12 protein-coding genes are annotated in these 17,157 nt (G+C 46.6%); 1 reads left to right on the forward strand and 11 read right to left on the reverse strand.

All coding sequences use genetic code 11. The features are described 5' to 3' along the window. Nucleotides 1-225 precede the first annotated feature (225 nt). A complete protein-coding gene (locus KOL94_RS15155) occupies nt 226-2,553 on the forward strand; it encodes a glycerophosphodiester phosphodiesterase family protein (protein WP_221567228.1) in 2,328 nt (775 codons plus the stop codon). A 202-nt stretch (nt 2,554-2,755) separates the two neighbouring features. On the opposite strand, the gene KOL94_RS15160 is transcribed toward KOL94_RS15155, so the two are convergent. The 11 genes from KOL94_RS15160 to KOL94_RS15210 all read right to left on the reverse strand — a co-directional run bounded on the left by KOL94_RS15160 (nt 2,756) and on the right by KOL94_RS15210 (nt 17,152). Next, nucleotides 2,756-4,057 (reverse strand): helix-turn-helix domain-containing protein, encoded by a 1,302-nt coding sequence (locus tag KOL94_RS15160; RefSeq protein WP_221567229.1) that lies wholly within the window; start codon nt 4,055-4,057, stop codon nt 2,756-2,758. A 161-nt stretch (nt 4,058-4,218) separates the two neighbouring features. Beyond that, complete coding sequence (locus tag KOL94_RS15165) at nt 4,219-5,472, reverse strand: M20 family metallo-hydrolase (protein WP_221567230.1); 1,254 nt, start codon at nt 5,470-5,472, stop codon at nt 4,219-4,221. Nucleotides 5,473-5,475: 3 nt separating this feature from the next. After that, nucleotides 5,476-6,783, reverse strand: a complete 1,308-nt coding sequence (locus KOL94_RS15170) for an amidohydrolase (RefSeq protein WP_221567231.1) — start codon at nt 6,781-6,783, stop codon at nt 5,476-5,478. Further along, nucleotides 6,780-7,973, reverse strand: coding sequence for a M20 metallopeptidase family protein (locus KOL94_RS15175; protein ID WP_221567232.1), 1,194 nt, complete (start codon nt 7,971-7,973; stop codon nt 6,780-6,782). The genes KOL94_RS15170 and KOL94_RS15175 overlap by 4 nt, the downstream gene beginning before the upstream one ends. Nucleotides 7,974-7,998: 25 nt before the next feature. Continuing rightward, nucleotides 7,999-9,537 carry an AbgT family transporter gene (locus KOL94_RS15180; protein WP_221567745.1) on the reverse strand — a complete coding sequence of 513 codons (1,539 nt, stop codon included), beginning with the start codon at nt 9,535-9,537 and terminating at the stop codon, nt 7,999-8,001. Nucleotides 9,538-9,886: 349 nt separating this feature from the next. Next, a complete protein-coding gene (locus tag KOL94_RS15185) occupies nt 9,887-10,888 on the reverse strand; it encodes an ABC transporter ATP-binding protein (protein ID WP_483298080.1) in 1,002 nt (333 codons plus the stop codon). After that, nucleotides 10,888-11,871, reverse strand: a complete 984-nt coding sequence (locus tag KOL94_RS15190) for an ABC transporter ATP-binding protein (RefSeq protein ID WP_311775153.1) — start codon at nt 11,869-11,871, stop codon at nt 10,888-10,890. Before KOL94_RS15190 ends, KOL94_RS15185 begins: the two co-directional genes overlap by 1 nt. A 27-nt stretch (nt 11,872-11,898) precedes the next feature. Next, complete coding sequence (locus KOL94_RS15195; protein ID WP_221567235.1) at nt 11,899-12,819, reverse strand: ABC transporter permease; 921 nt, start codon at nt 12,817-12,819, stop codon at nt 11,899-11,901. A 17-nt stretch (nt 12,820-12,836) separates the two neighbouring features. Beyond that, complete coding sequence (locus KOL94_RS15200; RefSeq protein ID WP_221567236.1) at nt 12,837-13,751, reverse strand: ABC transporter permease; 915 nt, start codon at nt 13,749-13,751, stop codon at nt 12,837-12,839. Between the two features lie 642 nt (nt 13,752-14,393). After that, nucleotides 14,394-15,947 (reverse strand): ABC transporter substrate-binding protein, encoded by a 1,554-nt coding sequence (locus KOL94_RS15205; RefSeq protein WP_311775154.1) that lies wholly within the window; start codon nt 15,945-15,947, stop codon nt 14,394-14,396. After that, nucleotides 15,944-17,152: a M20 metallopeptidase family protein gene (locus KOL94_RS15210; protein WP_260412334.1), complete on the reverse strand. Its 1,209-nt coding sequence runs from the start codon at nt 17,150-17,152 to the stop codon at nt 15,944-15,946. The genes KOL94_RS15205 and KOL94_RS15210 overlap by 4 nt, the downstream gene beginning before the upstream one ends. Nucleotides 17,153-17,157 lie beyond the last annotated feature (5 nt).

Genomic DNA, 17,157 nt, shown 5'->3' on the forward strand with positions numbered 1-17,157 from the left:
TTAGTCGAAGATCCTTGATTCGCTGTATGGTCTCGCCCGGCTCGCTTTTCCCGCAGGAGTGTCGCAAATTTCGCTTCAATCAAACTTAATCAGATGTATTATTTAAAAACACCTTTGCCTATAAAAATTCTCAAGCTCACATCACTGGTCCTGCACTGCTTTTTACTAAAGGAGGTGAGGAAGTCGTCTGTCATTCAATAATTACAACTTAAAGGAGGAGTTGTTATGAAAGGCAAGTTCAAAACGATTAGTAGTATTGTAGCTTCATCTACGCTCGCCCTAAGTTTATTCGTCTCTGGTCCACAAGGGAATATTCAGGCTGAAGAAGAGAATGTGGAATTGGTCAATGAATCGTTTGAAAAAGTAGCTGATGGATCACTGCCTGAGCATTGGAATTTGATTGAAGGTGATGCAGAGGTCCAGGACGGGAAGCTTGTTTTAACTTCACCAGCATCCTCCAGTCCCTCGAGGGTAAGTGTTCCTATTGCTGAGGAGTACGGCGACTATATGTTTGAAGCGGATATGACTTTCGTATCAGCAGTTGAAAATACACGCTGGGCTTCTTTAATGTACCGAATACAGCATGAGGATTATCCATACTATCAGTTTGCAGTCAGAAAAGGGACAAGCGCTTTGAATGGATTAGAGTTTGCGACGAGGAACGCAAGCAATCGATGGGCTGTTTCTGAAACGAATTTTTACAAGGAAAATTTCGAATACGGTAAAAGCTATCGCTTAAAGGTGATTGTGAGTGGAGATCGCGTACAGCAATTCGTGGACGATGAGCTGGTCATCGATAGCGACGGCGCAACCCAATGGTCCAATGGAGATATAGGATTCCAGGTAAGTGGTTCTACGGTGCAATTCGATAACGTCCAGGTCTCTACATACAATGAAGAATTGCCTCCTGATGAAGATTCCGATGCGTTTCTTCCGCAAGAAGCCGAAACCAACATCATTAATCCGCCAACGATCATTGCAGGCTCTGATGCTGCTAGTGATGAAAATAAAGCAGCCTCCGCCATGTTGGAAGTAGAACGTGGTCAAGAAGGCACGCTAGAAGCGAATGGAGAGCCTTTGAATGAGCAGTTACAGTCGATCAAGAATGAAAAGATCCCTGTCTTGCATGTTGAGGAAGAAGGTCTTCAAGATGAAATTGTGCAGAGTCTCGAAGCAACTCAAACTACGGATGTCCATGTCGTGTCAAGCAATCCTTCTATTGTTGAAGCGGTCAAGGAGCTTAAACCGCAAATACGCGGAGGACTTGTTTACGATGGTGAGTCTCTGAACAAGAATGATTTGGAACAGCTGCCGTTCCAGGTACACTCCAGTAAAAGCAAGGTCGTTTTGATTCCACAAAAACTCCTTTCTCAGGAGGTCGTTTATTATTTGCATAATCGGATGGTGGCAGTCTGGGGAATCGGTGGGGATTCTTTAGCTTCAACACACGAACTGATCCACATGGGAGTCGACGGTATGGTGACAAACCAACCCGAATATTCGGAAGAAGCATTCAGCCAATATCCGGAGCATACGATCGTACAGCGACCGATTGTTGCTGCACACCGTGGTGTCCCTTCCCTTGCACCAGAAAACACGATGGCAGGTTATCGGTTAGCATATGACCTGGAAGCAGACATGATTGAAACGGATCTTCACAGGACAAAAGACGGCCATATCATCGTCATGCACGACTATACGGTCGATCGAACCACTGATGGTACTGGTGCAGTAAAGGATATGACACTGGAAGAAATTAAGAAACTAGATGCAGGCATTAAATTCGGAGAAGAATTTGCGGGAGAACCTGTCCCTACGTTTAAAGAATTCCTTCAAGAATTCAAAGGGAAAGATGTTGTGCTTTTGGTTGAGTTGAAAGCTTATGACCTCGAAGAACAAGTTCTTGAGGAAATCAAGGAAATGGACATGATGAATCAAGTCGTCCTCCAAAACTTTGATTTGGAAAGCATGAAGACGTTCAACCAGCTTGAACCAAAGTTAGCGACAGGATATTTATTTTCAGCAGGTGCTCCAAACGGAGATCAGGAAAAGTTGGACAATGCGAAGAAAATGGTCGACTATGGGACCACCTGGAATGTGACGCTCAACGCAAGCTACGGAACTGTTTACAGGGAATTCCTCACATTTATGAGACAACGCGGAATGCTGAGTATGCACTGGACATTCCGTGCTGAGGACCCATTTGCGGATAAACTAAGAGAAGGCCTGATTGGACCGATTACCGACTATATGCAATGGTTGACCCACTCTCCGATCAATCTTGAAACCCCGATTAAGAAGGTTAATCTGAAGGTCGGAAAGTCACGAGACATTAATGCAAAAGCCTTCTTGAGTTACAGAACCGGTGAAACAGAAAATATCGAGACTGAACTTTATGCCATGGACAATGACGGTGTCGTTAAAGTTGAAGGCAATAATGTGGAAGCATTATCACCAGGAACAGCACAAGTATTCGTCAAACACACCTTCACCATGCTAGACCAAGAATGGAACCTCGTATCCGAACCAATCCAAGTCAACGTAAGTGAATAGTTTTGAAGAATGCCAGTCACCGTAGTCATCTGCTTCGGTGCCTGGCACTTTTTATGAACGCACATATACCAATGGATCTGGAACGGTGCCAGGCACCGTTTCAGATCCCTTGTGCCGCTTGACTTCTTATTCGGTGCCAGGTACATTTTGAAACCCCTACAGCCCCAAGGCTTTTATTTTGGTGCCTGGCACCGAAAAAATATCAGATCTCCAGCTTGTAGACTTTGCGTGGTCTGCCGCGGCCGCCTTGTTCTTCGCCTTTGATGGTGGCGAGGTTCAGGCGTTCGAGTTCAGATAGGATACGGCGTGCGTTCCTATCGGTGCTTTTGAGCCATTGGGCGATTTCTTTGGCGGTAACGAACTCCTTTTCATAATACCGATAATACGATGCGATCTTCGAAATCATCGCCGGGGAGATTTTCGCGTTCTTCAGCTTCTTCTCCCATTCTTCACCGGAAAACCGTTGCTGGTAGGTCAACTTCTCACTATGCCGGAGCAACGTGACTTCTTTTTCTTCATTCACCACGACCACGGTCTGGTTTTCGTTTTCACGCGACAATTGGAGTGCATGCCGGACGTTCTGTTCGGCTTCCCACGCTGTCATGCCATATCCGATACCCATTTTCAATGAGAGCCCGGTTTGTTTTTCAGTGTCATATACGACCTGAGATGGATTATATTCCTGTGCCTTCAACTCCAACTCGCCTCTAGTTGTGTAAATGAAATAAAGGGCGTCACCCACTTCTACGAAAGACCCTTGAACTTTTTCCGAGTAATCGAGCATCAGGCGTTTCAGATCAAGTATCTGTTGTTTCAATTTATAGGAGTAGTACTGATTGTTCTGCTGTTCATTGGAAAGACCCGCTTCAACCCCAACAATTCCAAGAGAGGATTTCCGGTACCAATTCGCCTGGGCGTGTTCTTTAATGAACCTGAGCTCCAGTTCGATCCCCAACCGTGAAGGGATGACCCGGAAACATGGGATCCCTTTTTCTTTCATCGATAAATAGACTGTTTTGATACATGTAAGGACCGCGTCGATTTTCCCCTCTTTGTACAAGGATTCGTGGTATTCGATAACCTCTGTCGCTGGCAAGAACTCTTCTCCTTGATAGAGGAAAAACTCGATATTGGAAAGGTTGAAGTCGTTTCTGACACTCTCAAGTTCGGAAGCTCTAATCGTATCGAGGCTCACCCTTTGAATCCGATCTTCCATCGTCGTTAGCGCTTCAACGATCGTGCCCATCAAACTGGCACCGTACAAATCCGGGTAACTTGTATTCTCCTCTTCTAATAGCCGATTGCGAATCAGATAACGGTATAAGGCTGGACCAGATAGAAACCAGTGATCGATTTGCTTTTCGTTCCCTTTGATCAACTCTTCTGATTCAGAAGCGTGTGTATATGGAAAATAAGCGATCTCAAAATCATTCATTTGTTCAGCAAATAGTTTGATCCGTTCGATCGAATCCTCAGGCCCTAAAATGCCTAACTGTATTTTCATAAGCGTCCTCCGTCCAACTATTTCCTCTTCTTACTATACCAAACCTTTGGATGTTAAAGAAAACTTGGCGAGGCCAAGCATTGCGAATGTCGAGTCTTAGTTGCCCTTATACTGAAGAAAGTATTTTATACTTTCTTTAAGTGTAAGAAAAAACCCCCTCATCAAGAAGGGATTTTCGTCTCGTTTTTCAGATATTGTTTTATTATGTCTACGCCTATTTCCAGATCTTTTTCTGAAGCACTTTCGTCTGGATGATGACTCAATCCATCACGGCATGGGATGAAAATCAGACCTGTCGGCCACCGGGAAGCCATATTCATGACATCATGGCCGGCGCCACTCTCCATGACAAGGCAGCCGAACCCGAGTTGTTCACCTGTCTCCTTCAACGTTTCTGCTACCTTTTCATCAAGGAAAACGGAATTATCGTCAACGAGCCTACTAGGTGTGATGTCCACCTGATAAGCTTCAGCCAGTTTTTCAAGTTCCTTTTCAATCTCTTCCGCCAGTCCGCGTTTCAGCGCATCACTTACACTTCGGATATCGACGCCAAGCTCGACCCGTCCCGGTATACTTGTCATTTTGTTTGGAAAAACATCGGCCATGCTTGTGGTTGCGACAACTGGCACCTCATTTTCTTCAGAAAGCTGACCTGCGCGTTCCGAAATGAAAGAAATGATCGGTGCAGCTACGACCAACGCATCCTGCCTTTTAGCCATCGGTGTCGTACCGGTATGGCTTGATTTTCCGATAATATCAATCTTCAGCCGTGTCGGACAGGCGATGGCAGTAGCGACGCCAAAAGATTTCCCCGCATCTTCAATTCGAGTTCCTTGTTCAATGTGCAGCTCGACGAATTGACGGAGCTCTTCTTTTTTACGTTCCGCCCTGGGCAGCTGGTCCCATGAAAGCCCACGACTTTCAACAGCTTCCTTGATTGTGATACCGTCATCATCTTCAATTTGTTCCAGCTGTTGCTGTTCCAAAAGCCCAGACATCGCTTTACTGCCAACGGTGGAGACGCCAAAGCGTGAGGATTCTTCCGAAGCGAAACAGATCACTTCAATCGGCGAATTTGGCTGAAATTCTTCTTCCTTCAACGCTTTTACCGCTGCCAGGCTACAAAGGACACCAGCGACGCCATCGTAACCGCCGCCATTTTTCACGGTATCAAGATGGGACCCGATCCCGAAAGCAGGCTGATCATCATCGACTCCGTTCCAGCGCGCAATGCAGTTCCCAGCTTCGTCACGCCTTACATCAAGTCCGATTTCCTCTGCTTTTTCTTGAAAAACAGCGATCGATTTCCATTCCTCCTCACTATAACTGAGACGGCTGAAGCCTTCTTTCTGCTCCATACTATCTGTCAGATTCAATTGTTTCAACGTCTTTATCAACCATGATTCATCAGTCATTCATTACACCTCTTCTTCTTGTAAATGGACGACGGTTCTTGCCAGCGTATCGACCGCTACAGCAAGAACGTCCTCTTGATAGTCGAATTCCGAGTGATGGTGTCCATTTGCAAGGGGCGTTCCAAATAAGAGGTAAGTTGCTTGCCCCCCTTTATGTTGCACTCGCTCCATCATATACGCAACGTCTTCTGATGCACCAATCACATCTCGATCAATCACAGATTCGATCAACGAGCTCTCTTTCCCCACATGCTGGAGGAGTGGAATAAACGTCTCGTCACTCTTCGCATCGATTCCTTCACCGACAATCTTGATTTCTGCTTCGACTCCATACATTGCAGCGCTTGCTTCAATGATCCGCTTCGCTTCAGTTATCATATATTCGTTCAGTTCGGTTGTTTCTCCACGTGTTTCAAGCTGGATCTCAGCATGATCGGGAATAATGTTTCGCCCTGTACCGGCGTTCAGTGTGCCGACATTGATCCGCGTCTTTCCATCCCCGTGTCTCGCAATCCCGTTCAAGTTAAGGGCAGCCGATGAAGCTGCAAGCAGGGCGTTCCTGCCTTTTTCAGGCTCTTTTCCGGCATGCGCAGAAAGTCCAGTGAATGTGACATCACATTTGGACGTTGCTAAAAATCCGCTAGTTGTTGCAGCGATCCGGCCGACGTATCGCTCCATGTGGATACCGATATGTCCGGATAAAAAGTAGTCCGCATCATCAAGCCAGCCCTTTTCCACCATCGCTTTCGCCCCCCTGGAGCCTTCTTCAGCCGGCTGGAAAAGAAGTGTGAAACGACCGCTCAGCTTCTGGACATTCAATTTTAAAAAGGAAGCGACACCAAGGCCGATCGTCGTATGCCCATCATGACCACAGGCGTGCATTTGCCCGGCTCTTTTTGAACGAAAACCATGGAGGACAGGCAGATGCTGATGGTTCTCAGACTCGTGGATCGGTAAGGCATCTATGTCGTATCGCATGGCGATATGCGGTCCTTTTTTTCCCGTATCGAACGTAGCAACGACTCCTGTGTGACCGCCTTTCATTTTTTCCAAAAAAGCCTCAGGAACACCTTCAGCCAATGCCCGCTCCTCTTCTTGCCGCAAGACTTCATCAGAAGGAACACCCATCCGTTCTTCGCTTACAAGTGCCTCTTTTCCGAGATACGTCGTAAACCCGAGTTCGGACAGGATTTCATGGATCCGGTAGGTCGTGACGTACTCCGTCCATCCCACTTCTGGGTATTGGTGGAATTGACGCCGCCACTCGCTCAAACGGTCTTTGTTCTGCTCTACGAATGCTTCAATGTTCATAAGCGGTTCTCCAATTTTTCCAACGTATCAGCAGCAACCTGAGCCATCATTTCGACTCCACCCGCAAGTGCATCTTCATCAATTTCAAAGGACGGATCGTGAAGCGGCTTGGGCTGGCTATTTTTCGGCTTGGTTCCTAACCAGAAGAAGGCCCCTGGATATTGTAAAAGGAAACGGCTGAAATCTTCTCCGCCAAGGGAAGGGTCGAGATCAGGTGTTGCCTTTTCACCGAACAAGTTTTGTGCAGTGGAACGAACGTGTTGCGCCCATTCCGGTGTATTGATCGTTGCGGGGTACCCTTTGATGAATTCAATTTCAGCAGTTCCACCCATTGCTTCAGTTGTTCCTTCAACAATCTTATAAAAGCGGTTCTTGATTCTCTCACGGGTATCTTTATCCAGTGTCCGAACCGTGCCATCGACCAGGACTTCGTCTGCGATGACGTTGTAACGATAACCGCCTTCGATTTTTCCGATGGTCAAAACCGCAGCAGATAACGGGTCGACGTTCCGGCTTACGATTGTTTGCAGTTGATTGATGACTGTAGTCGCTATCGTGATCGCGTCGTTCGTCTGGTGAGGCATACTCGCATGACCTCCAGTGCCTTTGATTGTGAATTTAATACGATCCGATGCTCCCATCATCGCGCCATCACGGATTCCGATTTGTCCTTTTGGAAGGTCTGGCCAAACATGCTGGCCGAAAATGACGTCGGGTGTATACTCATCAAAAACGCCATCGTCCATCATCGGCTGCGCGCCTCCGTTCGGAGCATTTTCTTCGGCAGGTTGAAAGACTAGCAAAACGGTTCCTTTGATTTGTTCTTTTTGCGAGTTTAAAAGTTTTCCTGCACCCAGGAGCATCGCCGTGTGCGCATCGTGCCCACAGGCATGCATGACTCCTTCTTTATTAGAAGCAAACGGTTCGTTGGTCCTTTCTTTAATCGGAAGTGCATCGATATCCGCACGGAGCGCAACGACTCCACCGGGCTGGCCGCCTTTGATAATGCCGAGCACACCCGTTTTCGCATACCCCTTTTTAAAAGGAATCTCATGTTCTTCGAGCTTTTGTTGAATGAATTGAGAGGTTTCGAATTCCTCTTCACTCAGTTCAGGATTTCCATGAAGGTGACGTCTGATCGCTATGATTTCTCCCTCGATCTGTTCACCTTTTCCTTTAAAATCTAGCATTACGTAAAACCCCCAAGTAAATGATCTATAGTTTCATGTGGATTCCAGGTCCGATCGGCAGTCCAAGCAGACTCCAAATGACGAATAGGATTGTCCAAATGGTTAGGAAAATGACCGTATATGGCAGCATGACTGAAAACAGAGTTCCGAATCCTGCCTTCTTATCGTATTCCTTCATGAACGCTAGAATCATCGGGACATATGGGTTCAATGGTGTGATGATGTTCGTAGATGAATCTGCGATACGGTAAGCCATCTGTGTGAACGCAGGATTATAATCTAGTAAAGCGAACATCGGAATGAACACGGGTGCCATCAATGCCCACTGAGCTGAACCACTGAAAATCAATAGGTTCAAGACAGCAGCGAGTAGAATGAATCCGACGATGACCGGCAATCCTGTCATGTTGATGCTCTGTAAAAATTCCGCTCCGGAAACAGCGATCCATACACCGATGTTCGTCCAGTCGAAGTAAGCGATGAATTGTGCAGCAGCAAAGATCAGGATGATGAATCCGGACATGTCTTTCATCGACTCACCCATTAACTTCGGTACGTCAGCTGTGCTGTTTATTTTTTTAACCGTGATCCCATAGGCGACCGCTACAGCAATAAAGAAGAATAGGATGATCGGGACGATTCCATCTAAGAATGGGGATGGGATCAGGCCTCCTTCTTCATTCCGTAGTGCTGAGTTTGGTAAAAAGAGTGCTAGAGCAAGTAGAGTTGCATAGATGAGTGCAGCAATCCCGGCATTGCGTAGGCCACGAGACTCGACCGGCTTGATTTCTTCGAGTTCTTTATCATCGTTTGTTCCTTCATATTTTCCGAGTTTCGGCTCGACGATTTTTTCTGTAATCCATGTACCGAGCGTCATGAGCATGATGACAGAGAAAACCATGAAGAAATAGTTATCTACTGGTGTTACGGTTATTCCGTCTCCGATGTTTTTGGCGACCTCAGTGGATATTCCGGATAAGAGCGCGTCAGTACCAGTGATAAGGAAGTTGGCGGTAAAACCAGCCCCAACCCCTGCAAACCCAGCAGCAAGTCCAGCGATTGGATGTCGACCGAGTGTCAGGAAGACCATCGCTGCGATCGGCGGTACGATGATGAACGCAGCATCAGACGCCAGGTTGCCTAAAATACCTGTAAGCACAACTGCATATGTGACGAGCTTAGGCGGTGCATTGATGATCGTTTTTTTCATGAATGTCTGAATCAGACCGACTTTCTGGGCAAGCCCGATCCCGAGCATCATACCAAGCACGAGGCCGAGTGGTTTGAATTCCACAAAGTTCGTCAGCATGGAGGTGAGGATGTATTTCAGCCCTTCACCTGAGATTAAACTTTTGATTGCGACCTCTTCTCCTGTTCCAGGATGATCGACTGTCACATTGAACATGCTGATGACAGCAGACAAGACGATGATCCCTAATGCCAGGTATATGAAAAGCATGAAAGGATGCGGAAGTTTATTCCCGAGTACCTCCACCCTATCAAGGAATCTGAGCATGAACCCTTTGTTAGCAGTTTCAATGTTGTTTGAAGTATTTCGATTCATCGACGGCAATTTTATTCCTCCTCATTTGGACATTATCAAAACCGTAATCGGAAGTTATTCTGGTAATTACGGATAATGTCCTTTTTTATTCCGTTAATAAAAGCATAGCGTACATCCAACATAATTTCTAGTGAATTCAGAAAATTCATAGGTGGAAATAAACGGATAAAGGAGAAATCAGGTTTTTCGGTGCCAGGCACCAAAAAAGAAGTCAATGGTACCAAGGGCTCCCGCTTGGTGCCTGGCACTGTTTCGAAAGCCTTGGTATGAAAGGGTTCATGAGGTGTGCCTGGCACCAAATGAAACCCCTTGAGCCGCAAGGGATCCGTTTTGGTGCCTGGTACAGGTTTCACTCTTCTACGCTTAGTGGGTAGTGGCAGGCGGCATGGTGACCAGGTTTGTATTCTACTAAACTAGGTTCTTCCTGGACGCAGCGTTCATTGGCGTAGGGGCAGCGAGTATGAAAGCTGCACCCTGAAGGCGGGTTCGATGGATTCGGGAGATCGCCTTCCAATGGCTTGTGTATCCTCCGCTTTGTCGGATCCGCCACCGGAATTGCGGACAGCAACGCTTCCGTATATGGGTGCGTCGGACTTTCGAACAAGCTGTCCCGATCAGCGATTTCAACGACCTTCCCTAAATACATCACCGCGATCCGGTCACTGATATGGCGGACAGCCGGCAGACCATGAGCGATAAATACATAGGTAAGGTTGAATTCCCTTTGCAGTTTCTTCAGCAAATTCAAGATTTGCGCTTGAATGGAAACGTCAAGTGCCGAAACGGGTTCGTCACAGATCAGCACTTTCGGATTCAAAGCCAAAGCACGAGCAATCCCTATCCTTTGTCGTTGCCCACCACTGAATTCATGCGGATGCCGCTTCAGATGGTGCTCATCCAAGCCGACAACCCGGAGTAACCTGACCACTTCCTCACGCAACGCTTTTCCTTTTTTCAGTCCGTGGATTTTTAACGGTTCACCGACCAATTGTTCAATCGTCATCCTCGGATTCAAAGAGGAATAGGGATCCTGGAAAATCACCTGAAGGTCCCGCCTCATCGACCGGAGTTCCTCTTTAGAGAGCGTAGTTAAATCTTTTCCTTCAAAAGTGACGGATCCTTCTGAGGGGGCCAGCAAGCCTAAAAGCATTTGTCCCGTCGTCGATTTCCCACATCCGGATTCACCGACGATTCCAAGCGTCTCCCCTTCGTATATTTCAAGGTCGACGCCATCTACAGCCCTGACTGTACCAACCGTTTGATTGAACAAGCCTTTTGTAATCGGAAAGTGTTTTTTCAAACCCTTAACCTGAATCAACGGCTGCCGATCCTCCGCAATACTTGTGCTCATCATGCGACCCCTCCCTTCTCCACATCATAGAAGCAGCGTTTTTTATGATGGGGATCGTATTGTTCCAATTGCGGATGTTCATTCCGGCATTTATCCGTCGCAAATGGGCAACGTGGATGAAACTTGCATCCTTTCGGCATATCGGTTGGATTTGGAACACTTCCTTCAATGGTACCTAGTTCATCCACAACATGTTCTGCTTTCGGAACAGAACTCAACAAGCCTAATGTATACGGATGCTTCGGATTCTCGAACAACTCTACTACAGGTGCTTCCTCAACCACTTCCCCTGCGTACATCACCACGACCCGATCAGCAACCTCTGCTACCACCCCAAGGTCATGCGTGATCAAAATGACTCCCGTATCGAAGTCTGTTTTCAATTGCTTGATCAACTCTAAAATCTGCGCTTGGATGGTGACATCAAGAGCCGTCGTAGGTTCATCTGCAATCAAGAGCTTCGGGTTGCATGCAAGAGCCATCGCGATCATCACACGCTGGCGCATACCACCAGAAAGCTGATGAGGAAAGCGGCGTACCACGGTTTCCCCATCCGGGATCCCGACGCGTTCCAGCATCTCGACCGCTTTCATCAATGCTTTCTTTTTATCAAGCCGCTGATGCAGGCGGATCGTTTCGCTGATCTGGTTGCCGATCGTAAAAACCGGGTTCAATGAGGTCATCGGTTCTTGAAAAATCATTGATATCTCATTCCCACGCAGCTTTCTCAACTGTTTTTTCTTGATTGTCCGTAAATCTCTTCCGTTAAAATCAATTTTCCCATGATGGATTTCACCTGGAGATGGAATCAAGCCTAGGATCGACAATGAGGTGATGCTTTTCCCACAGCCTGATTCGCCGACGATTGCAACCGTTTCGCCTTTATCCACATTAAATGTGACGCCATTTACAGAAGGGACAATTCCGTCTTCTGTTTTAAAACGAACCTTTAAATCTTCAACACTCAATAATGAAGTCGACACGATCATCCCTCACTTTTCTACCTGTATCTATTTGATCTTCATTTTTGGATCGAGTACGTCTCTCAACCAGTCTCCTAAAAAGATGATGCCCAGTACGGTTATGGTGATTGCGATGCCTGGGAATGTAGCGACCCACCAGCTTGTGGCAAGATACTCTCTTCCATCACTGAGCATCAACCCCCATGAAACGTCAGGTGGCTGGATCCCCAACCCTAAGAAGCTTAAAGATGACTCCAAAATGATGGTGGTGGCGACATTCAATGTTGCAATGACGATAAAGGACGAAACGATGTTCGGGAGGATGTATTGCCAAATGATTCGGACATCCTTTGCCCCTACTGCTCTTGCCGACCGGACATAATCCCGTTCTTTCACACTAAGCGTTTCACCACGTACCATCCGGGCATATACCACCCATGTCGTTCCTCCAAGGGCAAAAATCATCGTCATCAAGCTTGGACCGACAACTGCTAAAACGATCAACATGAACAAAATATTTGGGATGGCTAAAAAGGAATCAACCGTCCTCATGATCACCGTATCGATCCACTTTCCGTAAAACCCTGCAAGCAACCCTAACAACAATCCAATTGCTCCAGCTAATACAACAGCACTGATCCCGACTAGAAGGGAGACACGTGAACCAACGATGATCCGACTCAGGATGTCTCTGCCAAGGTTATCGGTCCCAAGAATGTATTCCGGATTTCCTCCCTCCGCCCAGAAAGGAGGCAATAGCCGGTTGACGACATCTGTCTCGGCTGGGTTATACGGTGCAATCACATCAGCGAAAACAGCCATCCCGACCATCGCCAAAACGATGACCAAACCTAATGTTCCGGTCTTGCTCCTTAACAAGAGTTTTATCCATTTCAATCTGCCACTGGCTATTCGGGCTTTAGGTGCTTCCAGTGAGACGTCTTTTTTCGTTTCTGTTTCGGTGTACATTAAACTAAAGCCCCCTTTTAATCGTACTTAATCCTTGGATCAAGGTAGCGGTAAGTCAAATCAGCCAGCAAATTGCTTCCGATGACCAGGATCGCGATCACGAAGGTAGCTGCCTGGACCACTGCCATATCACGGAGGTTCACAGCTTGAATGAGTAATTGTCCCATTCCCGGCCATGAAAAGACCGTTTCTGTAATCAAGGTCCCCCCGATCAATGTCGCTGTCTGAAGCGCCATGATCGTCACAACAGGGATAAGCGCGTTTCGTAAGGCATGCTTATTGACCACAATCGCCTCAATCAACCCTTTGCTTCGTGCCGTCCGGATATACTCCTGGCTCAGGATCTCCAGCATGCTCGAACGGATCAGCCGCGTCATTTCTGCAGCGATGGCTGTACCTAACGTGATAGCGGGTAAAATCAGGTGATAGATTGAGCCTGTCCCTGAAACAGGCAAGACATTGAACTGTACCGCAAACAAGAGGATCAGCATGATACCAAGCCAAAAGTTCGGCATCGCTTTCCCTAAAACCGCTCCCCCTGTGATGAACAGATCGATGAATGAGTTACGCTTGATCGCTGATAAAACCCCAAGTGGGATTGATATGATGATTGCAATCAACATCGAGAAAAAAGCCAACTCCAGGCTTGCAGGCAACCTCTCCAACACGATGTCCAGAGCAGGTTGGTTATAGCGGAACGATTCACCGAAGTCTCCAGTGACCAGATCCCCAAGATACGTAAAATATTGAACATATAGTGGGTCATTCAAGCCCAATGATTGTCTGAGTTCCGCTTTATCCTGTTCTGTCGCCGTTTCAGGTAGCATGAGCGAAACGGGGTCACCGGTTACACGGACGAGCAGGAAAACGATCAAACTGATGATGAACAAAACCGGTATGATCCGGACAATTTGTCTCAGTAGGAACTTCATGGCAATCCCTCCCTACGTTTTCTAAAAGTGTGTTGTATTGGTAAGCGTTGAAATATACGAGACTCCTGCAGGACCAGCGAGCCAGGCAAGACCCCACAAGTGATTTAAGGAACTTCGACTATAATAAGGACCTTCGACTAAATTCCACCACGTCCTGAAGTGAACGTCGAAGTCAGTACATCCCGTACAAGTACGTCCTGCGCCTGCGGTTACTTGGCTCAAAACTACAAGGATGGAATGGTAGTCCGTGGTCTTGTAGTGAACGTCGAAGTCAGCATACGAAAAGGTTCTATGAATCCTCATCGCAGACACGAAAATGATTTCATTTTTGTGTGACGTCCTGTGCAAGTGAGCTGAGGAGGCTTGCAGATTGCCCGCGGAAAGCGAGTATATTTCTTACGCCATTCTGGTATGATTGAAAATCATCGCAACAGAATTTTCATACTTTCTTACCTTAGTACAAAGGGCTGTTCCATAAGTATCTGAGTCTCTCCGTCCTTAGCCAATGACTGGAAAGTGTCTGGCTCTCTCGGTTTTTCAACAACATTTATATAAAAATGTTGTGTTGAGGTGCCTGACTCTGTACTAGTCATTGTGTTGGAGATGTCTGACACTTATCTTTGGAACAGCCCCCTGACAGTCCTATTTCAAAGTAATTTCATCCGCGACGATCATCTCATCCAACCTAGGTTCGAACTTCAAGCCTTCATTGTACCCGTATACAGAATCAAGCTGATACAGGTAGATTTGAGGACGATCTTCTGCAATCATTTCTTGAGCTTTCTTATATTGTTCAGCCCGTTCTTCCGGATCCATATTGCTCATCGCATCCTGGAGCAATTTTTCTACTTCAGGATTGTCATAATCGGTTTCACCTTTTGCTTGTTCCTTGCTCAGCCTTTCCATTGCTAGTGCTGCATCGAACATGGAATTGCCATAACCGATCAGGAACATATCCCCGAAGCTCTTAGAAGAATATTTTTCTGCAAATGAACTCCATTCTAAGAAATTGAGCTTTACGTCGATCCCGACTTCTTTCAACATCGCCTGCATCAATTCCACAGATTCTTTATCCTTCATATAACGGCCGTTTGGCGCGCTCAATTCCAACTCAAGGCCATCTTCATATCCAGCCTCTTTCAAAAGTTCTTTCGCTTTTTCAGGATCATACAACGTCTTTTGATAAAGGTCTTCATTAGCGCCAGTGTTGCCTGGGGTCACGCGAGTACGTGTAACCGTCCCTGCCCCTTCCATCAGGCTGTCTAAAATCGCTTGTTTATCAATTGCGAGATCGATCGCTTCACGGACTTTCGGATCGGATGTCGGGTGACCCTCCGTATGTCTTAAGACAAGCATCATGACACGCTGGGTCGGACTTTTGGCAATATCTGTGCCTTCATTTTCTTTAATACGGTTCCAATCACTTGGTGGGACGTTAGCGGCGATATCGATACCACCGGTCAACAATTCGGAAACCCGTGTAGAATCTTCGGGGATGGCTCTGAAAACAAGTTCTTCCCATTTCGGCTCTTCTCCGAAATAGTCAGGATTCGCTTCTAAGACGACACGATCATCTTTTTTCCATTCAACGAACTTATAAGGACCTGTCCCGGCTGGTTCTTTTAAAAATTGATCCCATCCCTCTTCCTCGATGTATTGAGATGGAAGAACCCCTGATCCTAGACGGGAAAGACGATTCAGCAATGCTGGCTCAGGTTCATGGGTGATGATTTCGAACTCATGATCGTTAAGGACTTTGACCTCTTTGATCTGTTTGTAATTCGCATATTCGAGCAACTTATTGTCATTAGCGACACGTTCAAGGGTGAATTTCACATCTTCTGCGGTCAAATCCTCGCCATTATGGAATTTGACACCTTCCTTCAATTTGAATTTCCAGGTATGATCGTCAACATTTTCCCAGCTTTCGGCAAGGTCGGATTTGAAATCCCCATTATCCCCTCTTTTTACAAGGTAATTGAACATGTTGATATGGATCGCTTCAGTAGATGTGTTGTTATGATCATGGATATCGAATGTCACCATATCCGTCCCATTGGCAATCACAAGTTTTTTATCCTGCTTTTGCTCGGTGGCTCCTTCACCTTCGCCTGAGTCCGACTTATTATTGAATGCACAGGCAGTCAAACTCAACACAAGCATGGCAATGAACAACGTAAATCCAAATTTTCTCACTTCTTCTCCCCCTCATTTTGATTTTCCAAGTAATTAAGCGCTAATTGAGATAGCATCGCTGCCCCAAAAGGTAAAGCATTTTCATCAATGTCAAACTTCGGATGGTGTCCTGGATACCGTTCCATCTTGTCGTTTCCAACCCCTAAGCGGAAAAACACAGCCGGAACCAGTTCGGTATAGAATGCGAAATCTTCTCCTCCCATTCCAGGTTTCACTCTTTCATAATGGCCTTCTCCAAGTACTTCAGCTGCAGTGGAAGCTGCTAGCTCGGTCAATTCACTGTCATTTAAAATCGATGGAAATTTGAATTCGAAGTCAAAGTCGTATGTTGCTCCGAATCCGTATGTGATTCCCTTGATCACTTTTTCCATCATGTCTGGGACTTTCAAGCGCAGCTCTGGATTCAATGTCCTGACTGTTCCGGTCATTTCTACATTTGGCGTGATGACATTGCTTGCTGAACCACCGTGTATCGAACCGATTGTAATGACGATCGGATCTGTGGGGTCCACCTGTCTGCTTGAAATATGCTGTAAAGCTGAAATGACTTCAGCTGTGACAGCGACAGAATCGACTGTTTGGTGTGGGTGAGCAGCATGTCCGCCTTTTCCGATAATTTTCAATGAAAAGAAATCTGCAGCCCCACAGCCTACCCTTTCACTTGATAAGGTGATGTTTCCGGTGGTGATACCTGTGTTGACATGCAGGCCTCCAATCGCATCTACTTTTGGATCGGCAAGTGCCCCATGACCGATCATCGCTTTTGCTCCGCCCCTGCCTTCTTCAGCTGGCTGGAAAATGAATTTGATGTTTCCTTTTTCCAACCTCCTTTTACTAAGGATGGTCGCGGCACCCATCAGCATAGACGTATGTGCATCATGTCCACAGGCATGGCTCAAACCTTGATGCTTAGAATGGTACGGGACCGTCTTTTCGTCCAAAATCGGTAAGGCATCCATATCAGCACGTAGCGCAAAAGTCGGACCTTTCTCCTTTCCTCTAAGTAAAGCGACGACACCCGTTTTGGCAATGTTCCGTGTCACCTCGAGTCCAAGGCTTTCTAAGTGATCAGCAACAATGGCTGACGTCCGTTCTTCTTCAAACCCAAGCTCCGGATGTTCATGGAAATCCCTTCTCCATACAGACAATTGTTCTTGTAACTGTTGAGCCTCTTTTAAAATGGTCGGGCGTATACTCGTTTCCAAAGGAT

The organism is Alkalihalobacillus sp. TS-13 (assembly GCF_019720915.1).
In the GTDB taxonomy this organism is placed as follows: Bacteria; Bacillota; Bacilli; order Bacillales; family Fictibacillaceae; genus Pseudalkalibacillus.